Source organism: Streptomyces turgidiscabies Car8 (assembly GCF_000331005.1).
GTDB lineage: Bacteria > Actinomycetota > Actinomycetes > Streptomycetales > Streptomycetaceae > Streptomyces > Streptomyces turgidiscabies.
This window is the reverse complement of sequence record NZ_AEJB01000423.1, coordinates 1-24,147: the sequence shown is the minus strand read 5'-3', so window position 1 is coordinate 24,147 and position 24,147 is coordinate 1. Positions and strand designations below refer to the sequence as shown.

General features: G+C 70.6%; 22 protein-coding genes. 12 read left to right on the top strand and 10 right to left on the bottom strand.

Translation table 11 applies throughout. From position 1 onward, the window contains the following. A complete protein-coding gene (locus STRTUCAR8_RS31300; protein WP_006380146.1) occupies positions 1 to 765 on the bottom strand; it encodes an enoyl-CoA hydratase family protein in 765 nt (254 codons plus the stop codon). A 47-nt stretch (positions 766 to 812) separates the two neighbouring features. After that, a complete protein-coding gene (locus STRTUCAR8_RS31295) occupies positions 813 to 1,904 on the bottom strand; it encodes an NAD(P)H-dependent flavin oxidoreductase (RefSeq protein ID WP_006380148.1) in 1,092 nt (363 codons plus the stop codon). Positions 1,905 to 2,050: 146 nt separating this feature from the next. Here STRTUCAR8_RS31295 and STRTUCAR8_RS31290 point away from each other — a divergent pair, with 146 nt between their 5' ends. Both STRTUCAR8_RS31290 and STRTUCAR8_RS31285 read left to right on the top strand, forming a co-directional pair. Further along, positions 2,051 to 2,929 carry a CoA transferase subunit A gene (locus STRTUCAR8_RS31290; RefSeq protein ID WP_006380159.1) on the top strand — a complete coding sequence of 293 codons (879 nt, stop codon included), beginning with the start codon at positions 2,051 to 2,053 and terminating at the stop codon, positions 2,927 to 2,929. After that, the gene (locus STRTUCAR8_RS31285; RefSeq protein WP_006380157.1) at positions 2,926 to 3,690 is read left to right on the top strand and encodes a CoA-transferase subunit beta; all 765 of its coding nucleotides are present in this window, start codon (positions 2,926 to 2,928) and stop codon (positions 3,688 to 3,690) included. The genes STRTUCAR8_RS31290 and STRTUCAR8_RS31285 overlap by 4 nt, the downstream gene beginning before the upstream one ends. A gap of 39 nt (positions 3,691 to 3,729) precedes the next feature. On the opposite strand, the gene STRTUCAR8_RS31280 is transcribed toward STRTUCAR8_RS31285, so the two are convergent. The 5 genes from STRTUCAR8_RS31280 to STRTUCAR8_RS31265 all read right to left on the bottom strand — a co-directional run bounded on the left by STRTUCAR8_RS31280 (position 3,730) and on the right by STRTUCAR8_RS31265 (position 9,406). Then, positions 3,730 to 5,787 (bottom strand): glycoside hydrolase, encoded by a 2,058-nt coding sequence (locus tag STRTUCAR8_RS31280; RefSeq protein WP_006380165.1) that lies wholly within the window; start codon positions 5,785 to 5,787, stop codon positions 3,730 to 3,732. A 182-nt stretch (positions 5,788 to 5,969) separates the two neighbouring features. After that, positions 5,970 to 6,869, bottom strand: coding sequence for an amidohydrolase family protein (locus tag STRTUCAR8_RS31275; protein ID WP_006380172.1), 900 nt, complete (start codon positions 6,867 to 6,869; stop codon positions 5,970 to 5,972). Further along, complete coding sequence (locus STRTUCAR8_RS31270) at positions 6,866 to 8,458, bottom strand: HAL/PAL/TAL family ammonia-lyase (protein ID WP_006380187.1); 1,593 nt, start codon at positions 8,456 to 8,458, stop codon at positions 6,866 to 6,868. The genes STRTUCAR8_RS31275 and STRTUCAR8_RS31270 overlap by 4 nt, the downstream gene beginning before the upstream one ends. Then, complete coding sequence (locus tag STRTUCAR8_RS55220) at positions 8,455 to 8,616, bottom strand: hypothetical protein (protein ID WP_006380174.1); 162 nt, start codon at positions 8,614 to 8,616, stop codon at positions 8,455 to 8,457. The genes STRTUCAR8_RS31270 and STRTUCAR8_RS55220 overlap by 4 nt, the downstream gene beginning before the upstream one ends. After that, complete coding sequence (locus STRTUCAR8_RS31265) at positions 8,609 to 9,406, bottom strand: ornithine cyclodeaminase family protein (RefSeq protein WP_006380178.1); 798 nt, start codon at positions 9,404 to 9,406, stop codon at positions 8,609 to 8,611. The genes STRTUCAR8_RS55220 and STRTUCAR8_RS31265 overlap by 8 nt, the downstream gene beginning before the upstream one ends. Before the next feature lie 138 nt (positions 9,407 to 9,544). Here STRTUCAR8_RS31265 and STRTUCAR8_RS31260 point away from each other — a divergent pair, with 138 nt between their 5' ends. The 6 genes from STRTUCAR8_RS31260 to STRTUCAR8_RS31235 all read left to right on the top strand — a co-directional run bounded on the left by STRTUCAR8_RS31260 (position 9,545) and on the right by STRTUCAR8_RS31235 (position 18,180). Further along, a complete protein-coding gene (locus STRTUCAR8_RS31260) occupies positions 9,545 to 10,678 on the top strand; it encodes an ABC transporter ATP-binding protein (RefSeq protein WP_006380184.1) in 1,134 nt (377 codons plus the stop codon). Beyond that, positions 10,675 to 11,340 (top strand): ABC transporter permease, encoded by a 666-nt coding sequence (locus STRTUCAR8_RS31255; RefSeq protein WP_006380151.1) that lies wholly within the window; start codon positions 10,675 to 10,677, stop codon positions 11,338 to 11,340. The genes STRTUCAR8_RS31260 and STRTUCAR8_RS31255 overlap by 4 nt, the downstream gene beginning before the upstream one ends. Further along, positions 11,337 to 12,026 (top strand): ABC transporter permease, encoded by a 690-nt coding sequence (locus STRTUCAR8_RS31250; protein ID WP_006380155.1) that lies wholly within the window; start codon positions 11,337 to 11,339, stop codon positions 12,024 to 12,026. Before STRTUCAR8_RS31255 ends, STRTUCAR8_RS31250 begins: the two co-directional genes overlap by 4 nt. A 117-nt stretch (positions 12,027 to 12,143) precedes the next feature. Beyond that, positions 12,144 to 13,082, top strand: a complete 939-nt coding sequence (locus STRTUCAR8_RS31245; protein ID WP_006380185.1) for a glycine betaine ABC transporter substrate-binding protein — start codon at positions 12,144 to 12,146, stop codon at positions 13,080 to 13,082. Positions 13,083 to 13,174: 92 nt separating this feature from the next. Further along, positions 13,175 to 14,041, top strand: a complete 867-nt coding sequence (locus STRTUCAR8_RS31240) for a MurR/RpiR family transcriptional regulator (RefSeq protein WP_006380168.1) — start codon at positions 13,175 to 13,177, stop codon at positions 14,039 to 14,041. Positions 14,042 to 14,304: 263 nt separating this feature from the next. After that, entirely contained in the window at positions 14,305 to 18,180 is a 3,876-nt protein-coding gene (locus STRTUCAR8_RS31235) for a glycoside hydrolase family 2 TIM barrel-domain containing protein (protein WP_006380162.1), read from the top strand. Between the two features lie 25 nt (positions 18,181 to 18,205). Here the strand turns inward: STRTUCAR8_RS31235 and STRTUCAR8_RS31230 are convergent, their stop codons facing one another. Continuing rightward, positions 18,206 to 19,222 carry a PucR family transcriptional regulator gene (locus tag STRTUCAR8_RS31230; RefSeq protein ID WP_234372682.1) on the bottom strand — a complete coding sequence of 339 codons (1,017 nt, stop codon included), beginning with the start codon at positions 19,220 to 19,222 and terminating at the stop codon, positions 18,206 to 18,208. A 39-nt stretch (positions 19,223 to 19,261) separates the two neighbouring features. Here STRTUCAR8_RS31230 and STRTUCAR8_RS31225 point away from each other — a divergent pair, with 39 nt between their 5' ends. Continuing rightward, entirely contained in the window at positions 19,262 to 19,708 is a 447-nt protein-coding gene (locus STRTUCAR8_RS31225; protein ID WP_006380164.1) for an amino acid ABC transporter ATP-binding protein, read from the top strand. After that, positions 19,705 to 20,982, top strand: coding sequence for an NAD(P)/FAD-dependent oxidoreductase (locus tag STRTUCAR8_RS31220; RefSeq protein WP_006380169.1), 1,278 nt, complete (start codon positions 19,705 to 19,707; stop codon positions 20,980 to 20,982). Before STRTUCAR8_RS31225 ends, STRTUCAR8_RS31220 begins: the two co-directional genes overlap by 4 nt. Before the next feature lie 13 nt (positions 20,983 to 20,995). Here the strand turns inward: STRTUCAR8_RS31220 and STRTUCAR8_RS31215 are convergent, their stop codons facing one another. After that, positions 20,996 to 21,400 carry a DUF5997 family protein gene (locus STRTUCAR8_RS31215; RefSeq protein ID WP_006380181.1) on the bottom strand — a complete coding sequence of 135 codons (405 nt, stop codon included), beginning with the start codon at positions 21,398 to 21,400 and terminating at the stop codon, positions 20,996 to 20,998. Positions 21,401 to 21,514: 114 nt separating this feature from the next. On the opposite strand from STRTUCAR8_RS31215, the gene STRTUCAR8_RS31210 reads away from it, so the two are divergent. After that, a complete protein-coding gene (locus tag STRTUCAR8_RS31210) occupies positions 21,515 to 22,333 on the top strand; it encodes a LysR substrate-binding domain-containing protein (protein WP_006380156.1) in 819 nt (272 codons plus the stop codon). Between the two features lie 63 nt (positions 22,334 to 22,396). Here the strand turns inward: STRTUCAR8_RS31210 and STRTUCAR8_RS31205 are convergent, their stop codons facing one another. Beyond that, a complete protein-coding gene (locus STRTUCAR8_RS31205) occupies positions 22,397 to 22,873 on the bottom strand; it encodes an Lrp/AsnC family transcriptional regulator (protein ID WP_006380154.1) in 477 nt (158 codons plus the stop codon). 212 nt (positions 22,874 to 23,085) lie between these two features. On the opposite strand from STRTUCAR8_RS31205, the gene STRTUCAR8_RS31200 reads away from it, so the two are divergent. Further along, positions 23,086 to 24,147 (top strand): FUSC family protein (locus tag STRTUCAR8_RS31200; RefSeq protein ID WP_044473214.1); only part of this gene is annotated, 1,062 nt, incomplete at its 3' end.

Genomic DNA, 24,147 nt, shown 5'->3' with positions numbered 1-24,147 from the left:
TCACCGCTCCCCGGCCGGACGGCCGCCGAAGGTGTCGCGGACCTCGGCGGCGACACCCGAGAGGTTGATCTCGAAGGTGAAGCCCTGTTCGTAGCGGTAACTGCGCTTGACGTCCCACAGGTCGATGCCGTTGAAGGCCTCCTTGGCGGCACGGATCACCACTGGGTTCTTCCCGGCGATCTCGGCGGCGACCTCCAGGGCCCGGTCCCGCAACCGGTCGGCCGGGACGACGTCCAGCACGGAACCGAAGGCGTGCAGTTCGGCGGCGGACGCGGTGGCGCAGGTGTACATCATCGCCCTGGCCCGGTGCTGCGGGACGAGACGGGACAGATGGGTCGCGGCGCCCAGCGCACCGCGGTCCACCTCGGGCAGTCCGAAGTACGCGTCGTCGGCCGCGACGATCACGTCCGAGTTGCCGACCAGCCCGATCCCGCCCCCCAGACAGAAGCCCTGGACCGCGGTGACGACCGGCACCGCACAGTCGTAGACCGCGGCGAACGCGGCGAAGCAGCCCCGGTTCACCCCGATGACGGCCGCGTGGCCGGTGTCGGCCTGCAACTCCTTGACGTCCACACCGGCGTTGAAACCACGCCCCTCGGCACGCAGCAGCACCACCCGCACATCCGGGTCGCGGCCGAGCCGTTCGACCGTCTCCGCCAGCTGGTACCAGCCCGCCACCGGCAGGGCGTTGACCGGCGGACAGTCGACGACGACCTCGGCGATGCCACGCGCGTCGACGGCCGTCCTGATGATTTCCGTGCCCATGGGACCTCCTGTGTCGCGGGGCCGGATCGCGGGGCGCCCCTCCGTGGTCACCGTTTCGCTCCGGCGGTGGTCAGGCGGGTGAGGACGGCGTCGGCCTCCGCGATGATGCGTTCGACGAGTTCGGCGCAGCTGGGCAGGTCGTCGATCACGCCCGCGACCTGGCCGGAGGCGAGGGTGCCCAGGTCCGTCCGCCCGTCGACCATGGCGGCGCGCAGCATCATCGGGGTGTTCGCCGCCATCACGACCTGGGACCAGCCCAGTTCATGGCTGCGGCGCATCGCCAGTCCCTCGCGGACCAGTGCGGACCACGGGGTACCGGAGACCTTCCGGAACGCGACGGCGTGCCGCAGCGAACGGACGAGTCGCGCGGGCGCCCGCTCCCGCAACAGCCGTTCCACCGCTTCCGTCCGCAGCACGCGCTGGGGGATGCCGTCGAGGACCGGGGTGACGACGGTGTCGGCGACGCCCCGCCCCAGATATTCGGCCTTGACCGAGTCGCGCACGGTGCTGTCGCTGGTCAGCAGGAACCGTGTGCCCATCGCGATGCCGACGGCCCCCTGGGCGAGCGCGGCCACCAGCCCCCGCCCGTCGCGGAACCCGCCGGCCGCGATGACCGGGATGTCGACGGCGTCCACGACCTGCGGGAGGAGGATCGAGGTGGGTACGCCCCCGGTGTGGCCGCCGCCCTCACCGCCCTGGACGACGACGGCGTCCACCCCCCACGCCTGGACCTTCTCGGCGTGGCGGCGGGCCCCGACGGACGGGATGACCACGAGCCCGGAGTCCTTCAGCTCGCGGACGACGCGTTCGGGGGGCGCGAGGGCGAAGGACGCGATCTTCACGCCCTCGCGCACCAGGAGGGCGCCGCGTTCCAGGACGTCGGGTGAGTCGCCGCGCATGTTCACACCGAAGGGCGCGTCGGTGCGCTCCCGGACGGCACGGACGGCGTCCCGGGTCTCGTCGAGGGAGAGCGTCGCGCCGGCCAGGATGCCGAGCCCGCCGGCCGCGGCGGTGGCGGCCGTCAGTTCCGGGCCGGAGACATACCCCATGCCGGTCTGCACGATGGGGTGGCGGACGCCGACCAGGTCGCACAGCGCGGTGTGCAGAGCGGGGTGGACGGGGGCGGTGGGAGCGCTCATGCCGGGTCTCCTTCTCGCGCCACTGCCGGGGCGGGGACGAATCCTCGGGTCAGGTTTCCGAGGGGGTTGTCGGTCGAGCCAACGTAACCTAACAATTGTTTGCTAGGTAAGACTCCGTATGGGTGAGAGCGTGGGAGGAACAGTCCATGGGTGACAAGTCGATGTCCCTGGAGGACTTCGCCGGCACCGTCGAGTCGGGCATGACGATCGGTATCGGCGGCTGGGGATCGCGGCGCAAACCGATGGCACTGGTGCGCGGGCTCCTGCGCGCCGACGTACGCGATCTGACCGTCGTCACCTTCGGCGGCCCGGACGTGGGGCTGCTGTGCGCGGCGGGCAGGGTCCGCAAGCTCGTCTACGGCTTCGTCTCGCTGGACAGCATCGCCCTCGACCCGCACTTCCGCGCCGTACGGGAACGGGGCGACGTGGAGACCGCCGAGTACGACGAGGGCATGTTCGTCACCGGGCTGCGGGCCGCCGCGAGCCGGCTGTCCTTCCTGCCCACCCGCGCGGGCCTCGGTTCCGACGTCCTCACGATGAACCCCGACCTGGTGACGATCGCCTCCCCGTACGACGACGAGGAGTACGTCGCGATGAAGGCGCTGCGGCTCGACGTCGCCCTGGTGCACGTCAACCGTGCCGACCGGGCGGGCAACGCCCAGTATCTGGGCCCCGATCCGTACTTCGACGACCTGTTCGCGATGGCGGCCGACCGGTGCTATGTGAGCGCCGAGCGGATCGTCGCCCCGGAGGACCTGCTCGCCTCCGGACCCGCGCAGTCACTGCTGATCAGCCGTCTCTTCGTCAACGGTGTCATCGAGGCGCCCCGCGGCGCCCACTTCACCTCCTGCGACCCCGACTACGGGCGGGACGAGGCCTTCCAGGCGCACTACGCGTCGGCGGCGCGCGACGCCGACTCCTGGAAGTTGTTCCACAAGACGTTCCTCGACGGCGACGAACAGGCGTACCAGGAGGCGGTGGCGGAGTTCCATGCGCACCGCGCTGGGCAGGAGGAGGGGCGATGACGGAGATCACCCGGGCCGAGGTGTGTGCCGCCGCCTGCGCGGACGCGTGGCGCGGGGCCGGAGAGGTGCTCGCGCACACGGCCGGAGTACTGCCCTCGATCGGAGCGCGCCTCGCCCGGCTGACGACCAGCCCGGACCTCGTACTGACCGACGGCGAGGCCTACTTCATGAGCGACCCGCCGCCGCTGGGGCGGACCGCCGCGGACGGGGGAGTGGTCGAGGGCTGGGTGCCGTACCGGCGGGTCTTCGACATCGTCGCCAGTGGCCGCCGGCAGAGCATGATGGGCGCCAGCCAGATCGACCGGTACGGCAACCAGAACATCTCCCTGATCGGAGACTGGCGTCGTCCCACGCGCCAGCTCATCGGCGTGCGCGGCGCTCCGGGCAACACGGCCAACCACCGTACCGACTACTGGGTGGCCCGGCACACCCCGAAGGTCTTCGTCGAGAAGGTCGACGTGGTCTGCGGTGTGGGCAACGACCGTGCGCGCGGCGCCAGAGGGCTGAGGTTCCACGACCTGGGCGTGGTCGTCACCAACCTCGCGGTCCTCGACTACGGGGACGACGGGCGGCTGCGCGTGCGCTCCCTGCATCCCGGCGTCACCGCGGACGAGGTCCACGCCGGCACCGGCTTCGAACTCGACGCGACCGGCGCCCCCGAGACCCGCCTGCCCGACGAGACCGAACTGCGGCTCATCCGCGAGGTCGTCGACCCGGGCGGCCTGCGCGAGCGCGAGGTGAGCCGGGGCACCGGGTCGTAGGACCCGCCACCCCGGCTCGTCATCGGGACCGGAGGCCCGTCAGCAGTTCGAGTTGGTCTGGGTGAGCAGGCCGAGACGCCACGGCAGCGTGTTGTAGTCGCCGGTGGCACTGGGATTCATGCCCTGGTACAGGTATTGCAGCCTGCAGGCCGGAATGGTGAGCGTCTGGTCGTAGCCCGCTCGGATCATCTCCCCGTGACTGATGTCGCGGGTCCAGGACCCGGCGGGGAAGGTGACGTTGTTGGCGCGGGCGAACGGGTTGCTCTCGGTGGCGGCGAGGGGAGTCCAGGAGCCGGCGAGGCTGCCGGTGGTCCAGGAGCGGAACCAGCGCCTGGCGTCCGAGCCGATGGCCTCGACGAGCATCAGGTACTGGTTGCTGCCCTGGACCTTGTAGATGTTGGCCGCTTCGAACAGGGCGTACCTGTTGGAGTCCTGGGCCGCGATGACCGTGTTGGTGAAACCGCCCGGGAACTGGCCGACGGTGGTCTGCGAGCGGTACAGGTGTCCGTTGTCGTCGGAGGAGAACAGGTAGCAGTTGGCGCTGTCGCAGATCACCCACATGTCGACCCAGTAACCGTTGCCGATGTTCTGCTTGATGATGTCCGGCATCGACGAGTAGAAGTTGCGCGGTGCGCTCCACCCGTTCGGGTTGCTGATGTCGGAGTTGGTGGAGAACGAGGCGTTGCCGGTCTGGTAGACGAGGTACCACAGCTTCTGCGGCGCGTTGTAGAAGACCTGGGGTGCGGCCCGGTAGCCGGTGCCGATCGCCGTGCGGTCCAGGTAGTGGTGCGTGGCCGAAGCAGCCTGCGACCAGTCGGTGAAGTTCAGGTACACCAGGTTGTACCCGGAGGCGCTCGCGGTGCTGGCGAACACGTGGTACTTGCCGTTGTAGTAGACGACCGTCGGGTCCTTGATCCCCGCGATGTTGTGGGTCGCGTCCGATTTCGGGCCGATCAGCGCGCCGCTCGAACTCCAGGAGAAGCTGGAGGGCAGCGCGGCGGCGGACCGGGGTGCGGTCGCGTCGCGCGTCGCCGCGCTGCCGCCCAGCGCGGTCAGCGTCGCCTGGAAGGCCGCCTTCTTGTTGCCGTTGCCGTCGAACAGCAGTGGGTTCTCCCCACTGCGCCACGAGTCGCTGTCCCGGATGCCCCACACCGTGATCCCGGTGCAGCGCGCCACGTTCATACACGCCCGGACGGTGTTCGTGTACGCGGCCGACGGCGCCTGCGCGATGTCGAGTTCGGTGATCTGTACGTCCACACCGAGCGCCGCGAAGCTCGACAGTGTGGTCTGGAAGTTCGACGGAGGGCCACCGGTGCCGAAGTGCGCCTGGAAGCCGACGCAGTCGATGGGTACGCCCCGCGCCTTGAAGTCACGCACCATGCGGTAGACGCCCTGCGTCTTCGCGGCGGTCCAGTTCTCGATGTTGTAGTCGTTGTAGCAGAGCTTGGCGGCCGGGTCGGCCGTCCGCGCGGTGCGGAAGGCCTGCTCGATGAAGCCGTCGCCCAGCAGGTTCTGGAACACCGAGGAGCGGTGCGTGCCGCTCCCGCCGTCGTTGAACGCCTCGTTGACGACGTCCCAGGCGTAGACCTTGCCCTTGTAGTGGTTCGCCACGGTGGTGATGTGGTTGTTCATCACGCTGCGCAGGGTGTTCGCGTCGGTGATGGAGCTGACCCAGCTGGGCAGTTGGGAGTGCCAGACCAGGGTGTGTCCGCGCAGACGCTGGCCGTGCGACGAGGCCTGACTGGCGATCCGGTCACCGGGGGCGAAGTTGAACGAGCCGCGTGAGCGCTCCGTGGTGTCCCACTTCAGCTCGTTCTCGGGCGTGACCATGTTGAACTCACGGTTCAGGATGTTCGTGTACGTGGTGTCGCCGAGCTTGCCGGCCGCCACGGCCGTCCCGAAGTACCGCCCGGACTGGGCCGCTTGGGCGCCCAGAGTGGTGGCCCGGACGTCCGACGCGGCCTTGGTCGGGGCCTCGGTTCCGGGCACGGCCGTGGCGGTGCCGGTCGCCATCAGCGCGGTCGCGGCCAACAGGACCGTGGCGCCGAGCGGGTGCGCTTTCCTGCGCCGGGAATGGATTTGAAGAAGCCATGACATGTTGGCGCTCCTCTTGTCTGGGGGCTAAGAGGTGTGCGGGATCAGGCGGGGGATGGTCGAGCTCTCGATGTTCGCCATGTCGAACATCGGCCGCTCTTGTGGACGTCTTGGATATTAGGGAGTGCGTGGGGCGCGTCAATACCTCTCGCATCATTCGCTTGTCACGTCGAAATGTTTCGCTCTCACTTGCCGGTGAGCAGCCGCCTCGGATTGGCGATGCGGAAGGCGTACGCCGCCGCTCCGCCCAGGCCGAAACCGGGGTGCAGCGGCGGCTCCGCGTAGGGCCGGTCCGAACCCTGGACGACGGCGCCGCTACCGAGGGCACGGACGATCGCGTCGACGGCACGAGGGCCGTAGGACGAGGTGTCGACGAAGACGCCCGGGTCCGTGCCGGGCTCCGAGCCACCGCTCCGGGCGGTGAAGCGCTCCCCGTGCAGCGGAGCGAGCCCGGCCAGCAGGGCGAAGCACACGCGCAGGTGCGGATGGCGCGGCCGGCCGAAGGCACGGAAGGCGAACCAGGCGGCGTGCATCTGCTGGACGTACGGGACCATCGCGGGCCACCAGCCGGGCCCCTCCGGTTCGCCGGCCGCCGGTCCCGGGTGGACGAACAGCGGCAGGTCGCGTTCTTCGAGCAGGTCGAGGAGCGGGGCGCACCGCGCGTAACCCGCCGCGTCGGCGAGCGCGTTCGCCGGGAGCTGGAGGCCGGCGAACCCCCGGTCGAGGTCCTTGGCCGTCGCGCCGGCATCGATGTCCCGTACGCAGGCTGCGGCCCAGGCGTCGAACGGTTTCGGGAGTGCGGCCGATCCTTCGTGATACGCGTCCAGCAGGGGACGGGCCTCGGCGGCGGGCAGCCACTCCACGCCGATCGGGGCGGACAGCGAGACGAGTACCCGGCCGAGGCCGTCGGCGGCGGCGAGTTCGGCGCGGCCGGCGATGTCGTGATCGGTGGGCGGGATCGCGTAGGGCGGCTCACCGTGCAGATGCAGGGTCCAGCCGTCCAGGAACGGTGGCTCGCGGCGGGAGCGCAGGGCTGCCACCAGCGAGGGGGTCCACAGGTGCTGGTGCACGTCGACGCTGGTCATGACGTTCCTCCCGCCGGGGATGACGATTCTCCCAGCAACGCGCGCAGCGCGTGCCGGACGTCGTCGGACCCCAGGATGCCGTGACTCACCGCCTCCACGTCCACCCCGCAGGGCCGGTCGTCGTCGAGGCGGGGCACGGCCGCCCGGATCGCCCGGTGCAGAAGCCGGGGTCCGCGCCCCAGGGCGGGCGGCGCCGCCAGGTCCACCGCCTGGGCGGCGACCACGGCCTCCACGGCGAGCAGAAGCCGCAGCCGGTCGAGGATCGTGGCCAGTCGGCGGGCTCCGAGCGCCGCGTTCGTCGAGTCGTCCTCGACGGCGTCCGCACCGTGGCGCGGGTCGGTGGACACGGGCGCGGAGAGCATACGGATCTCGGCGACGAGTGCCTGCGCCGTCTTGGTCAGGGGAGCGAAGCCCGAGCGCTCGGGCCCGTGCGGGGAGAGGTTCGCGGGCAGTCCGCTGACGGCGGGATCGAGCAGCCGGCGCATCCGCTCGGCCGAGACCGCCGCCGTCTGGGCCAGGGCCAGCGCGAGGGTGTCGAGAGCGAGAGCCAGGGCCGGGGTGTGGAAGTTGCCGGAGGAGAGGATCTCGCCGGTGTCGGGCAGCACCACCGGATTGTCGCCACAGCCGTTCAGTTCCGGATCCAGGGCGGCGTCGGCGAACTCCAGGGCGGCGTAGGCGGCGCCGTGCACCTGGGCGGCGCAGCGCAGGCTGACGGGGTCCTGGACCCGCCGGGCGTTCCGTGGATCGCCCAGCTCGCCGCCGTCCAGCAGGGCGAGCAGCTCACGCGCGGCCCGGGCCTGGCCGGGGGCGGCACGCAGGCCCAGTACCCGTGGGTCGAGAGGGCTCGTGTTGGCCCGGAAACCCTCGTAGGTCAGTGCCGTGACCGCCTGGGCCAGTGCGAGGAGCGCGGCGGCCTCGTGCAGGGCGAGGGCGCCCTGCCCGGCCGCCAGCGGGCTCGCGCTGCACAGCACATGCCCGTCCTTGGGGCCGAGCCCGACCGGCGCGAGACCGGCCCGCCGCAGCGCAGTGGCGCCGTCGAGCACCTCCCCGCCGAACTCGGCGCTGCCCTCGCCGATGACGACCAGGCCGACGTGCGCCAGCTGGCACAGGTCGGAGGCGCCGATCGAGCCCACCTCCGGGATCACGGGATGCACCCGCGCGTTGAGCATCGCCACGAGCAACGCCGGGACCTGGGGCCGGACTCCGCTGCCGCCGCCCGAGAGGCCGTTCACCCGGGCGAGGAGGGCGGCGCGGACGACGGGGACCGGCAGGGGATCGCCGACCGCGTTCGCCCGTCCCCGGACCGTACGGACGCTGAACGCGTCCAGCTCGGCGCGTGGGAGGGCGTAGGAGGAGCGGGTGCCTAGCCCTGTCGTCAGGCCGTATGTCGGTACCTGGCGGTCGACGATGTCGTCGACGACGGCCCGTTCGCGCTCCAGCCGGGGCGACACGTCGTCCGCGAGGGTGACGTGGGCGCCGTGGTGGGCGACGGCGACGACATCGGCGTACGACAACGTCCGACCGTCGACGACGACCTCCGTGCTGCCGGTGCCGAAGTTGGTGCCACTACCGTCGCCGATGCCCCTCATGAGAAGCGGAGTTTCTGGCCGAGGCCGCGTTCCTCGGCCTTCCTCAGCATGGCGGCGCCCAACGCGATGTCGGAGAGGGAGAGTCCGCGGTGCCAGAACAGGTTCGTCTCCCCGGGGCTCTCCCGACCGGGCTTGCGGCCGGCGACGATCTCACCCAACTCCCCGTACAGGTTGGACTTGTTGAGCCTGCCCCCAGTCGTCGACGACGATCTTGTCCATGATGTCCGTCAGGCTCAGCTCGACCGCGCTGTTCGTCCCGTAGGGCACGACCAGGGCGCCGGGGGCGATCCAATCCGTCCTCAGCAACGGCTCCGGGTGTTCGAGGCGGGACGCCTCCACCACGATGTCCGCGCCTTCCACGCAGCTCCGCCAGTCCTCCGTCACGACGACCGTCTTCCCGAGGTCCCGCTCCAGACGCGCGGCGAAGGCCTCGCGGCTCTCCGGGCGGCGTGAGTGGACTCGGATCTCGGTGAGGTCGAAAATCCGGTCCAGGAGACGGACGTTCCAGTACGAGGTGGCGCGGGCGCCGATGTGGCCGAGCACCCTGGAGTCGGGGCGGGCCAGGTGACGTGCCCCCAGCGCGGTGAGCGCACCCGTCCGCATCTCGGTGAGGGCGGTCGCGTCGACGACGGCCACCGGCATACCGGTGCGCGGGTCGAAGAGGTTGAGCAGGGCCATCTCGGAGGGCAGCCCGGCCCGGTAGTTGCCGACGAAGTCACCCACGATCTTGACCCCGGCCAGCGAGAGCGGAGCGACATAGCCGCGCAGCACGTTGAAGTGGCCGTTGAACGCGGCATCGGGCACGAGGTGGACGCGCGGCTCGATCACCGTCTCGCCCTGCCCCTGGGCACGCAGTCCCTCCTCCACGGCGGCGAGAATCTCGGTGTCGGTCAGCTCCAGCCGCACGATGTCCGAGCCGTTCAGAAAGGTGAACCAGACCGGTTCCATGGGGGTGGCTCCCGTGTGTTTCGGACGTCCCTGGCCTGATTTGGCGTGACTGTAACGTGCCGTTTACAGATGGGCATTGACTGTCATTCAGTCACCGATAACTCTGCATGACCATATGCAGTCGGGTAAGGGGCAGCTTTGATCAGATTCGACGCGGTGAGCAAAAATTATCCCAACGGGACGACGGCGGTGGACGAACTGTCGCTGGAGTTGGCCGAGGGCGGCATCACGGTCCTGGTCGGTCCGTCCGGCTGCGGCAAGACCACGACGTTGCGCATGGTCAACCGTATGGTGGAGCCCACGGCAGGGACGGTGAGTCTGCGCGGCAAGGACATCCGGGAGGTCAACGCCCCCGAGCTGCGCCGCGGTATCGGGTACGTGATCCAGCACGCGGGGCTGTTCCCGCACCGCACCATCCTCGACAACATCGCCACCGTTCCGCTGCTGCTGGGCTGGAGCCGGAAGAAGGCGCGGGCACGGGCGGCGGAACTGCTCGAACTGGTGGGGCTGCCGGGCGAGATGGCCAAGCGCTATCCCAACCAGCTTTCCGGCGGGCAGCAGCAGCGCGTCGGCGTGGCCAGAGCGCTGGGCGCCGATCCGCCCGTACTGCTGATGGACGAGCCGTTCAGCGCGGTCGACCCGATCGTCCGGGCGGAACTCCAGGCGGAGTTCATCCGGCTCCAGAAGGAACTGCACAAGACGATCGTCTTCGTCACGCACGACATCGACGAGGCGATCAAACTCGGCGACAACATCGCGGTGTTCCGGACCGGCGGAAGGCTGGCGCAGTTCGACACGCCCGAACGGCTGCTCGCCGATCCCGCCGACGACTTCGTGGCCGACTTCGTGGGGCACGACCGGGGTATCCGCCGGCTGTCCTTCGTGAACGCGGCCGATGTGCCGCTGCGCGACGGTCCGGTGCTGCCGGCGACCTCCTCCGTGGCGTCGGCGCGGACGGGCGGCGAGCCGTGGGTCCTGGTCGTCGACGACGCCCGCCGGCCGCTCGGCTGGGCCGAGGTCGCCGACCTGCCGGCGAGCGGCACGCTCGCGGACGCGACGCTGGCACCGCTCGGCCACACCTTCAGCCTCGTCGGCGACTCGGCACGGGCCGCCCTCGACTCGGCGCTCCTCTCACCCGCCCGGCTCGCGGTGGGCGTGGACGCGCACGGCGCGGTGGCCGGAGTCGCGGACGCCCACGAGCTGTCCGCGGGCACGGCGGACGCCGCCGGGACGCAGGCGGGCGCCGCCGGGACGGACGGTGACGAACGATGAGTGACGACGAGCCGCTGATCCGGTGGCAGTGGATCGGTGATCACGCCGGTGAACTGGCCGACTACACCGGCATCCATCTGAGACTCGGCCTGCTGCCGGTGCTGTTCGGGCTGATCATCTCCGTGCCCCTCGGCATCCTCTGCCACCGCTGGCGCTGGCTCTACCCACCGGTGCTGACCGTGGCCAACATCCTGTACTCGATCCCGTCGCTGGCCCTGTTCATGATCTTCGTCAGGTACACGGGGCTCACCGAACGCACAGTCATGATCCCGCTGACGATCTACACGCTGTCGGTGCTGGTGCCCAACGTCGTGGACGGGCTGGCCTCGGTCCCCGAACCGGTCCGGCTCGCGGCCACCGCGATGGGATTCGGCGCCGTCAGACGTGTCGTCCAGGTCGAACTGCCGATCGCCGTCCCCGTCGTCATCGCGGGGGTCCGTGTGGCGGCCGTGTCGTCCATCAGCCTGGTAGCGGTGGGACAGCTGATCGGACAGGGCGGACTCGGGTACTACATCACCCGTGGCCTCCAACTCGACTTCCCGACTCCCATCATCACGGCGATCGTGCTGATCATGCTGCTCGCACTCGCCACAGACGCCCTGCTGGTCCTGGCGCAGCGGCTGCTGACCCCGTGGTCCCGGAACAAGGTGACGGCGCCGTGAACGACTTCCTGAACCAGATGCGGCTCGTGGGGGACTGGCTGACGTCCTCGAAGCAGTGGCACGGAGACGACGGAATCCCCCATCGGCTCCTCGAACACCTCATCTACAGCGGTCTGTCCCTGCTGTTCGCCGCCCTCATCGGGCTGACCCTGGGGCTCCTCGTCGGGCACACCGGCCGTGGGGCGTTCGCCGTGGCCAGCGTGGCGAACCTGGCGCGGGCGATCCCCACCTTCGGTCTGGTGGTCCTCGTCGTCACCCTCGCCGGGCTCAGCACGACGCCCGTACTGGTCGCGCTGGTCGCCCTCGCGGTCCCGCCCATCCTCATCAACACCTTCGAGGGCGTCCGGGGTGTGGACCCCGACACCAGGGACGCGGCGCGCGGGGTCGGTATGACCGAGTGGGAGGTCCTGGTGCGGGTGGAGGTGCCGATGGCGCTGCCACTGATCCTGCTCGGCCTCAGGGTCGCCGCCATCCAGGTCGTGGCCACCGCGACCGTGGCCGCCTACCCCGGTCTCGGGGGCCTCGGCCGCTACATCGTCGACGGTCTCGCCCGCAACGACTACGAACTGGTCATCGGCGGCTCGACGGTCGTCGTCGCCCTGGCTCTGGTCGTCCAGGTCGCCTTCACCGCGCTCCAGCGCGTCATCGTCTCGCCGGGCCTTCAGGTCTCGGCGTCCAAACCATGAGCCTTCGAATCCCTCGAAACCCCTTGGTCCCTTGAAAAACTACGAACACTTCGAACCCCTCGAACACGTCGAACCGTTGATTTCCGAGCTTCCGGGCTCCGAGAGAGGAAACACCCCATGAGCACCGTCCGAGGCATTTACCGTGGCGCGGCGTTCGGCCTGATCGCCGCGTTCTCGCTCACCGCCTGCGGTGGAGGCGGCGACAGTGACAGCAATCCGCTGACCGGCGACAGCGGGGGCGGCGGGAAAACCATCGTCGTCGGCTCGGCGAACTTCCCCGAGAACCAGCTGCTCGCCGAGATCTACGCCCAGGCGCTGGAGGCCAAGGGCCTGAAGGTGACCCGCAAGTTCGACATCGGCGCCCGCGAGGTCTACTACGACCAGGTCGTCAAGGGCGGCATCGGTGTCTTCCCGGAGTACAACGGCGCCCTGCTGTCGGTGGCCGTCGACAAGAAGAGCACCGCGACCAGCACCGAGCAGGTCAACGCCGAGCTGAAGGCGAAGCTCCCGTCGTCGGTGGAGATCCTCGACTCCGCCGCGGCCGAGGACAAGGACTCGGTGACCGTCACCTCCGAGATCGCCGCCAAGTACAAGCTCAAGACCCTCGCCGACCTCAAGCCCGTCGCCAAGGACATGACGCTCGGGGCCGGTTCCGAGTTCAAGACCCGCACCCAGGGCGGGGTCGGCCTGAAGACGGTCTACGGGGTCGAGTTCGGGAAGTTCCAGCCGCTGGACGCGGGTGCCCAGACCACCCTGGTGAAGCTGCTGAAGTCGAACGACGTGCAGGCCGCCAACCTCTACACCACCGACCCCGCCATCGTCGAGGACAAGCTGGTGGTCCTGGAGGACCCGAAGAACCTGTTCTCCTCGCAGAACGTCACGCCCCTGGTCTACAAGTCGGCGGTCAACGACACGGCCAAGTCGGCGCTCAACGCCCTCTCGGCGAAGCTCACCACCGAGGACCTGCTGGAGATGATGAAGAAGCTCGTCAACGACAAGGAGGACTCCAGCGCCGTCGCCAAGGAATGGCTGACGAGCACCGGCCTCGTGAGCTGACCCGGTCGGGCTGTGGCAGTACCGTCCGCCCTCTCCTCCGTCCGGTACGCCGGGCAGGGGAGAGGGACCGATCAGGACCGGCTGGGGAGCGGATGAGCGACGGCGTCGGCACCGACCCGGCCGGGGGGACCGGCTCCTCCGTACCACTGCACCGCCTCTTCGAGGGACGCCGGCTCACCCCGACACAGCGCCGTATCGCGCACTGTCTGGTCCGGCAGGCGGCGGACGTGCCCTTCCTGTCGAGCGTGGAGCTGGCCCGGCTGGCAGGTGTCAGCCAGCCGTCCGTGACACGGTTCGCGGTCGCTCTGGGCTTCGACGGATATCCGGCCCTGCGCAGACATCTGCGGGAGGTCGCGCCCGCCGGTGCGGAAGCACGGGAGCGGGCGGGCAACCCCTACCAGCAGGCCGTACAGGCCGAGATCGACAACCTGCGGCAGCTTGCGTCCCTGCTCGCCGACCCCGCGCCCGTGGAGCGCGCGGGACGACTGCTGGCCGCCTCCCGTCCCCTGCCGGTGCTGGGGCTGCGCGCCTCCGCCGCCCAGGCGCGGGGCTTCGCCTACTTCACGGCCAAGGTCCATCCCGACGTACGACTCCTCGACGAGGGCGGCTCGCTGCTCGCCGACCGGATCGACGCGGCCCGGCGGGCCGGTGCGAGCGCGCTGCTGTGCTTCGCGCTGCCGCGCCATCCGCGCGAGGTCCTCGACGCCCTCGCCCACGCCCGTGACGCGGGGCTGACGGTGGTGACGATCGCCGACGGCACCTTCGCCCCGGTGGCCGCGCACAGCGATCTGCTGCTTCCGGCGGCCGTGGGCACCGGCCTGGTGTTCGACACCGTGAGCGCTCCGATGCTGCTGGGGCAGGTCCTCCTGGAGGCCGTGTGCGACGCCCTGCCGGACGCGCAGGCCCACTTGGAGGAGTTCGACGCGCGGGCCGCGGCGCGGGCGTTGTTCGTCGAGTGAGCCATCAGGATCAAACAGAGTCAGACAAAATTATTGCCTCGGCTGTGTTGTAAGTCCTAGGGTGAGCCTGGCTCGGCAGCTCCCACTGTCACCAGCAGTTGTGTGCTGACTCAATATCAACTCCTGCACCGCCCCGGTGAGTTGAGCCGTCACCGATGACCACAGCGCTGCCGGATTCCGGGTCGATTGTCAACAGTAACGAACACGATCTGACGCACCCTCAGTCCGAACAGCGCCCTGTCGTACCGAGGAAGGCCACGGTCATGCCCCACCCCCACGAGTTCGCCGTCAGCCGCCGCCGTCTCCTGGAGGGCGGAGCCGCCGTCCTCGGCGCGCTCGCCCTGTCCGGACCGGCCGCCGCACACCGGGCTGCCGCTGCGGACGCGTCGGACGTCACCCCCGAGTGGAACGGCCACATCGACGTCTTCCGCGTCGGCACCGAACCCGCGCACACCACGCTGATGCCCTACGCGACCGTCGCCCAGGCCCTCACCGCCGACCGCACCCGCTCCCCGTACCGTCAGAGCCTCGACGGCACCTGGAAGTTCGCGTACGTCGACCGACCCGACGACCGGGACACCGACTTCTACCGCACCGACGTCGACGACAGCGCCTGGGACACCATCCCGGTGCCCTCCGCCTGGCAGCTGCACGGGTACGACAGCCCGATCTACATCAACAGCGACTACCCCTGGTGGGGCGCCAACGGCCGGGGCGAGGACGTGCAGCCGCCGGCCGCGCCCACCGTCCACAACCCCGTGGGCCAGTACCGACGCACCTTCACGCTCCCGCGCGACTGGTCGGGACGGCGGACGTTCCTCCACTTCGAGGGCGTCAAGTCGGCCCACTACGTGTGGATCAACGGCGCGCTCGTCGGCTACCACGAGGACTCGTACGACCCCTCCGAGTACGACATCACCAAGCACCTGAAGCCGGGCACCAACCAGATAGCCGTGGAGGTCTACCGCTACTCCGACGGCGACTGGATGGAGGACCAGGACATGATCCGGCTGAGCGGCATCTTCCGCTCGGTGTACCTGTACTCCACCCCGGCCGTGCGCCTGCGCGACTTCCGCCTCGACACCCCGCTGAGCGACGACTACACGGCGGCCGAACTGTCCGTCACCGCGAACGTGCGGGACTACGGCGGCAAGGGCGCCGGCGGCTACTCCGTCGAGACACAGCTGTACGACGCCGGCGGGCACCCGGTCTGGTCACGTCCGCTCCAGCAGACCGTCGCGCTCGCCGCCGGCGAGGAGAGGTCCGTACAGGCCACGAAGGCCGTGCCCGCGCCGCGCCTGTGGTCGGCCGAACACCCGAACCTCTACACCGCCGTGCTCCGCCTGCGTGACCCGGCCGGCAAGGTGATCGAGACCCTCTCCCACCGGGTCGGCCTGCGCGAGTTCGCCCTCAAGGACGGGCTGATGCGCATCAACGGCAAGCCGGTCTCCTTCCGGGGCACCAACCGGCACGAGATGCACCCCGTCCATGGCTCGGCCCTCACCCGGGCGGACATGGTCCAGGACATCGGCATCATCAAACGGCTGAACATCAACACCGTCCGCACCTCGCACTACCCGAACAACCCGCAGTGGCTGGAACTGGCCGACGAGTACGGCCTGTACCTCGTGGACGAGACCAACCTCGAAACCCACGGCGTCCGCGGCGAGTACCCCGGAAACCACTCCGAGTGGACCACGGCGTGCGTGGCCCGCGCCCAGAACATGGTCCACCGGGACAAGAACCACGCCTCCGTCGTCATCTGGTCCCTCGGCAACGAGGCGGGCGGCGGGAGCACGTTCAACGCCATGTACGAGTGGATCCGCTCCTACGACACCACCCGGGTCATCCAGTACGAGGGCGACGACCGTCCCGGGATCAGCGACATCCGCTCCGAGATGTACGACAGCCCCGCCCGCGTCGAGCAGCGCGCGAAGGACACCAGCGACACCCGGCCGTACGTGATGATCGAGTACTCCCACGGCATGGGTAACTCCAACGGCAACTTCAAGAAGTACTGGGACCTCGTCCGCCGCTACCCGGTCCTCCAGGGCGGCTGGATCTGGGACTTCGTCGACCAGGCCCTCAGCTGGCCCACCCCGACGCGCAAGCTGCTCACCGAGACCGGGCCCGCCGCGCTCCACGGCGAGATCATCGCCCCCGCCGGCACCTTCACCCGCGACCAGGGCGTCTCCGGCGGCACCGTCTTCGCCCGCGACGAGCGCCTTGACCTCACCGGGTCCCTGACCCTGGAGGCGTGGATCACCCCGCACTTCCTCGGCTACCACCAGCCGATCATCGCCAAGGGCGACACCCAGTACGCCCTGAAGCAGTCGGACAAGGGCCTGGAGTTCTTCATCTACGGCGGCGGCCAGTGGATCAGCGCATGGTGGGCACTGCCCGACGACTGGACCGGCAAGGAGCACCACATCGCCGGTGTCTTCGACGCGGCGGCGGGCACGCTGACCCTCCACGTCGACGGCGTGGCCCGGGCCACCAGGAACACCACCCAGCGGCCCAGCAACAACACCGCGTCCCTCGCGCTCGCCACCGACATCGACAACCCCACCCGCGAGTTCAGCGGCACCATCCGGCGGGCCTGCGTCTACGCCCGCGCGCTGAGCGCCGCCGAGCTGGCCTCCGACAGCCGGGGCCCCGGCGACGACGGCGTACGGTTCTGGTTCGACGCCGCCAGCGCCGGCCTCACCGAGAAGCGGCCCCGCGACAAGACGTTCTACGCCTACGGCGGCGACTGGGGCGACAACCCCAACGACGGGGCCTTCGCCGGGGACGGCATCATCACCGCCGACCGCGGGCTCACCGGCAAGTCCGCCGAGGTCAAGCGGATCTACCAGGCGGTGCAGATCACGTCGGGTACGACACCGGGGGCGGTCACCCTCACCAACGAGTACCTCTTCACCAACCTCCGGGAATTCGACGGGCGTTGGGAACTGGTCGCCGACGGAGAGGTTGTCCGGCGCGGAAAGCTGACCCGTGCCCAGCTCGACGTCGCGCCCCTGTCCACCAAGTCCATCACCGTGCCTTTCGTACTGCCGGCCGACCCGGCACCCGGCGCGGAGTACTTCCTGGAACTGTCCTTCACCACCAGGGAGAGCACGAAGTGGGCCAAGGCCGGCTTCGAGGTGGCCCGGCAGCAGCTCGCCCTCGACGCGGGCAGCCCCGCCGTCACGCCCAGGCCGCTGACCAGTGTCCCGACGCTGCGTCACGAGGACGGGGACGCCTCGGTCACCGTCAAGGGCAAGTCCTTCTCGGTCACCGTCGACAAGGTGACCGGCACCATCACCTCGTACAAGGCGGGCAGTACCCGGCTGATCGCCTCCGGGCCCACCCCGAACTTCTGGCGGGCGCCCACCGACAACGACCGGGGCAACGGCCAGCACACCCGCAACCAGATCTGGCGCGACGCGGGTGCCCGGCGTGCGGTGACCGGCGTGAGCGTCCGCGCCCTGCGGGACCGGGCCGTCGAGATCAAGGTCACCGGCACACTGCCGACGACGCCGGCATCTACGTACACCACTACCTACACCGTCTTCGGCAACGGCGAGATCAAGGTCGACAACACCCTTCACCCGGGGGCGAGTTCACTGCCGTACATCCCGGAGGTCGGCAACCTGCTCCTCCTGCCCGGCCGCCTGGACAGGCTGCACTACTACGGCCGCGGCCCCGAGGAGAACCACTGGGACCGCAACAACTCCACCGACGTGGGCCTCTACTCGGGCACCGTCGACGGGCAGTGGAGCGGCTATCTGCGCCCGCAGGAGAACGGCAACAAGACCGACGTCCGCTGGATCGCCCTGACGGACCGCAAGGGCGCCGGCCTGCTGGTCTCCGCCGAACCGCTCCTTGAGGTCAACGCCTCGCACTTCACACCGGAGGACCTGTCGGTCGGGGCGCGCCACGACTACCAGCTCACCCCGCGCGACGAGGTCGTCCTGCGGCTGAGCCACCGCCAGATGGGTGTCGGCGGCGACAACAGCTGGGGCGCGCACACCCACGACGAGTACAAGCTCTTCGCCAACCGCGACTACTCGTACAGCTACCGGCTGCGTCCCCTGACGGACGTCGACGACGCCATGGCGGCCTCGCGGAAGCCCACAGCGGGGGAGTCCGCCGGATAGCGGCGGGAGCACGGCTCCGGGGGCGTCACCCTTCGTCGGGGGTGGCGCCCTCGCCCAGTTCGTCGGCCAGACAGGCGAGGTACAGGGCCATGGTGGTCCGGTGTTGGCGCAGCGGGCGGCCGGTGATCTGCTCGATCTTGTTCATCCGGTAGACGACGGTGTTGCGGTGGATGTGCAGAGCGGCGGACGTCCGGACGAGGTTGAACCCGCTCTCGCACCAGGCGGTGATCGTGTCCCGCAGCACCGGCCAGTCCGGCTGGGCCCGCAGACTCGCGGCGGTCAGTTCGACGAGGCGCCGACGGGCCGGCTGGTTGACCGCCGCCAGGACCTGATGGACGCGCAGTTCGGCGATCAGATGCACCCGGGATCCTGCCCCACCCTGCGGGCGGGGGGACCCCCATCTCGCTTCGTCCGTCACCCGGGCGCCGAGGCGCAGCGCGTCACGGGCGTCCTGCCAGGAGTCGCGCAGACCGGAGACGGAGACGGCCGGTTCCCCGATCCCCACGCGGGCGGTGAGCCCGTCCTGCGCGGCGATGACGTCGGTGATCCGCCGGCAGTCGGCGACCAGGGAAGCCACCTCCGCCCGGGCCGGCAGGCGGCGCAGTACCCCGATCCACCCGGGAGCCGTGGACGCCACGACGTCCTGTGGGTCGGCGAAGACCTCGCGGACCGTGCGCAGCAACTCGGAGCGGACCAGCGCCATGTCCCGGGTCGGGGCGCCCTGGCGGCGGGCTCCCGTGGCCGGCACGCTCACCTCGATCGCCACCGCGACCCGCTGCAGCCGCAGGTCGAAGCCGAGTTCGGCGGCCCGGAACACGAGGAAGTCGCCCTCGACGACCTGGGGGTCGTAACTGGCGATGTCGGCGAGCAGGGTCTCCGCGGCCCGCTCGGCGAGCAGCCGGGAGCGCAGCATGACGGACTCCCTGAGCAGGATCTCCGTCTGGCGCTTCACCAGTAGTCCGAACCGGCGCACCTGGGCGGGAGTTCCGGTGATGCCGACGGTGCCCACCGCCTGGCCGCCGGTCACCAGCGGCAATGTCACACCGGGGCGCACTCCGCGCAGTTCCCCCACCTCACCGCCGTGGAGAACGTCGTCCTGGCCCAACGCAGGGCGGGAACACCGGAGTCGGAGGCACTGGAGCGCGCTGTCATGCTGCTGCGCCGGGTCGGGGTCGCCCACCGCGCGCTCGCCCTGCCCGACCAGCTCTCCGGCGGTGAGCAGCAACGCGTCGCCATCGCACGGGCGTTGGCTCTCAAACCCGAGCTGCTGCTCTTCGACGAACCCACGTCCTCCCTGGACCCCGAGGCCACCCGGGAGGTACTTAGCGTGATGCGGGAACTCGCCGCCGACGGAATGACGATGATGCTGGTCACCCATGAACTGCCCTTCGCCCGCGAGGTGTCCGACCATGTCGTCTTCGTCGACGGCGGCCGGATCGTCGAGGAAGGCAGCCCCGAGGACGTCCTGGGCGCCCCCGCGCAGACCCGCACCCGGGAGTTCCTCGCGTCGTACGGCACCACCTCATGACCGGCGTTCCGGACAGCCCCGTCGCCGTCGTGGGAGGCGGCGTCGTGGGCCTGTGCACCGCCTACTACCTGGCCGCGGCCGGCCTCCCGGTCGTGGTCGTCGAGCGGCGCGGCCTCGGCTCGGGCGTGTCCCGGGGCAACGCGGGCTGGGTCTGCCTCAGCCACTCCACACCCGTCCCCGCCCCCGGCATGCTGCGCTACGCCCTGCGCTCACTCGGCCGGCCCGACTCCCCGCTCTATCTACGGCCACTGCCCGATCCGGCGTTCGTCCGCTGGCTGTGGCGGTTCTGGCGCAGCAGCACACCGGCCGCGTTCCGGCGTGGCTACGAGGCGATGGCCGAGCTGAACCGGCCCACCTTCGACCTCTTCGACGGTCTGCGCGAGGCGGGTGTGGACACGACTCTCACCCGGCCAGGCATGGTGCACGCGTTCCTGTCCCCGGCCGAGGCCCGGCACCACCTCGCGGTCCAGCGGGAGATGGCGGACGGCCACTATCCGATGCCCGAGGACGTCACCACGGGCGCCGAGGCCCACCTGCTCGACGAGGCGCTGTCACCCCGGGTGCGCGCGGCCTACCGCGTCGAGGGGGAAGGGGTGGTCGACCCTGAGGCGTTCGCCCGAGGGCTCGGCGAGGCGCTCGCCGCGGCCGGAGTGAAGGTCCACGAGAACGCCGAGGTGACGGGGTTCCGCACCGGCGGAGGGCAGGTCACCGCTCTGGCAACGGACCAGGGCGACATCCCCTGCTCGACGGTCGTCGTCGCGGCCGGCATGCGCTCACCCGCCCTGCTGCGGTCCCTGGGACACCGGCTGCCGCTGCAGGCGGGCAAGGGCTACAGCTTCTCCGTCGACCTGGACCCGGCACCCCGGCACACCCTGTACTTCGGCGAACGCCGGGCCGTCGCCTCACCGATCGGCGGCACCACGCGTATCGGCGGCACCATGGAGCTGAGCGGCAACAACAACCGGCTCGACTGGCGCAGAATCGTCGCCGTGGCACGCGCGAGCCGCCACTATCTCGGCCCCTGGTTCGACGACCCGGACGACCTGGTGAGCCTGATCCGCGAACCCTGGGTGGGTGGGCGGCCGTTCCTCCCCGACGGACTCCCGGTGATCGACCGTCTCCCCGGGTACGGCAACGCCTACGCGGCCACCGGCCACGGCATGCTCGGCGTCACCCTGGGCCCGGTTACCGGCCACCACCTCGCCGAGTACATCCGCACCGGCGACCGTCCCGACGCCCTCGCGCCGTTCAGGTTCGACCGGCTCCGGTACTGAGCGGGACGGACGGCTACCTGCCCTGGTTCGCCCGCTTCTCCTGCTGCTCCTGGTGCAGCTCCTTGATGCGCGCCGACTCCTTGCGGACATCGACCTGCACGGCGCGCTCGTGCCGGAGCCACTCGGGGGCCTCCTGCTTCAGGGCCTCGATCTGCTCGGTGGTGAGGGCCTCGGTGACCCCGCCGCGGGCGAGCCCCGCGATGGAGACGCTCAGCTTCGCCGCGACCACCGGACGGGGGTGCGGGCCGTCGCGGCGCAGGTCGCGCAGCCACTCCGGCGGGTCGGCCTGCAGCGCGGTGAGCTCGGCGCGCGTGACGACACCCTCCTGGAACTCGGCGGGGGTGGCCTGGAGGTACACACCCAGCTTCTTCGCCGCGGTCGCGGGCTTCATGGTCTGGGAGGTCTGGTGCGTCGTCATGGTGTCAAGGGTATCGAGCGTATGAACCAGCGCCGACCACGAGGGGCGGGGCGGGGAGCACCGCCGACAGGGCGGGCAGCACGGCGCGAGGAGTACTGCAGGTAGCCTGGCGCGGTGACTGGCTCGGTAGATTCCCCCGCGTTCCGGCTCGCGTACGTCCCCGGAGTGATCCCCGCCAAGTGGGTGCGGATCTGGAACGAGCGGCGAACCGACGTCCCCCTGACCCTGCTCCAGGTGTCCGCCGCCGAGGCGAGCGACCTGATGCTCGCCGGTGACGCCGACGCGGCCCTCGTCCGCCTGCCGGTCGACCGTACGGTGCTCAGCGCGATCCCCCTCTACACCGAGACGTCGGTCGTCGTGGTCCCCAAGGACCATGTCGTCGCCGCCGTCGACGAGGTGACCGCCGAGGACCTCGCCGACGACATCGTGCTGCACCCCCTCGACGACACCCTCGGCTGGGCGAGCCTCCCCGGTCTCCCCGCGATCGAGCGCCCAGCGACCACCGAGGACGCCGTCGAGTTGGTCGCGGCCGGGATCGGCGTCCTCGTCGTCCCCCAGTCCCTGGCCCGCCTCCACCACCGCAAGGACCTCACCTACCGCCCGGTCACCGACGCGCCCGAGTCCCAGGTCGCACTGTCCTGGCCGGAGGACCGCACGACCGACCTGGTCGAGGACTTCATCGGCATCGTGCGGGGCCGCACCGTCAACAGCTCACGCGGACGCCGCCAGGAGCCCGAGGCGGAGCAGCCGAAGCCGAAGGCGAAGAAGCGTGCCGGTGCGGAGGGCACGGCACGCAAGCCCGCCGCCGGAAGGTCGGCGGGCCGGGGCGGAGGCGGGGGCGCGGGTAAGGGCGGATCGGCGGGCAGGGGCGCCCGCGGCGGCGCAGGCAAGACCGGCGGTGCCCGCCAGGGGAAGCCCCGCCGCAAGTCGTAGCAGCTCGCCGAGACCTGGAAGCCGGGCACGGAACCGCGCCGCGCGTGCGGTCAGGAGTGGTGATCAACCGGCGATCGTGCGGCCGATCGATTCCACCAGGGGCAGCAGTCGGTACGGGACACGCTCGCGCAGGGCCACCTCCGTGCGGGTGCGGACCACGCCGGGCACGCTGATCAGCGACTGGATCACGTCCTCCAGATGGGCGTTGTCGCGGGCCACTACCCGCGCCAGGAGATCACCGCCGCCGGCGATCGAGAACGCCTCGACGATCTCCGGCACGCCCGCCAGCGCGTCCCCGACCTCGTCGAGATGGCCCTGGGTGACCTCGATGTGCACGAACGCGAGCACGGGGTGGCCGAGCGCGGCGGGGGACAGGGAAGGACCCGTGCCGGTGACCACGCCGTCCCGTTCGAGACGGTCCAGGCGGGCCTGGAGGGTGCCGCGCGCGACGCCGAGGACCCGGGCGTACTCGCGGACGCTGCTGCGGGGCTGTTCCAGCAGCAGCCGCAGGATCCGGGTGTCCAGCTCGTCCACGGCCATGGTGTCGCCCTCCTCGTGTACCTGGTCCGTCGGTCACCTGGTCCGTTGGTTCGACGGTGGACACCTGCGGACCGATATGTCTGTGCCAATGGCCCAGCGTATTCGCCCTGACTTGAGCCGGTCGTGGCGGAAGTGCTGCAATGTGCCTGTCGATGGCGCCGCGGACTCCGTGGCGCCTTTCTCATGCCGATTGCAGTGGGGGCGGGCCAGCAGTGCTGAAGAGGGTGTTCATGGCGCCGGACCCGGGCCGTGCCCGGTTGCGCTTCGCCGTGCGGGCCGTGCTCGGCGTCGGCCTGGCCGTCACCGTCTGCGGTCTCGCCGGGTACTCGCTCACCGGGGCCGTGACCGGCGGACTCGCCGCGATGCTCGCCCTGTTCACGGTCACCGACGCCACGGTGCGCGGGCAGGCGGTCACCACCGCACTGCTGCCCGCTGCCGGCCTCCCGGTCCTCGCCGCCGCGGCCGGGCTCCACGACCACCCGGTCGCCCGCGGCCTCGCCCTGCTCACCGTCGTCGGCGCCGGCGTGTACGCGCGCCGCTGGGGCCCGCGCGGCCACAGCCTGGGCGTCTTCGCGTTCATGACCTTCTTCGTCGCCCAGTTCCTGCACGCCGTTCCGGCACAACTGCCCGAGCTGTACGGCGCTGTCCTCCTGTCTCTGCTCACCGCCTCGGCGGTGCGCTTCGGACTGTGGTGCTACGAGCGCCGCACGCCCCCGCCCCCGGTCCCCCTCGCGCCCACCGGCGAACGCGGCCTGGCCCGCGCCACCACCCGTCAGGCCGTCCAGGCGACGGTCGCCGCCGGCTTCGCACTGGTCATGGGGCAGCTGGTGTCCGGGGACCGCTGGTACTGGGCCGTCGGCGCCACCTGGTGGATCTTCGTGAACACCACCTCGCGCGGCGAGACCCTGGTCCGCGGCTTCCGCCGCGTCCTCGGAACGGTGCTCGGCATCGCGCTGGGCCTCGCAGTCGCCGTTCCGGTGGCGGGCGCCGCCGTCCCCACGGCAGTGCTGGTCGCCGTATGCGTGTTCGGCATCTTCTACTCGGCCGCCGTGTCGTACACGTGGATGATGCTCTCGGTCACCCTGCTCGCCGAGCTCCTGTACGGGCTTCTGGGCGTCCTCGACCCCGCCCTGCTCGGCGTACGGCTCGCGGAGACCGGTGTCGGCGCCCTGGGCGCCCTGCTGGCCGTGGTCCTCGTGCTGCCGATCACCACGCACGCCACCACCGACGCCTGGATCCAGCGCGCCCTGCGCTGCGTCCACGCCTGCACCGCC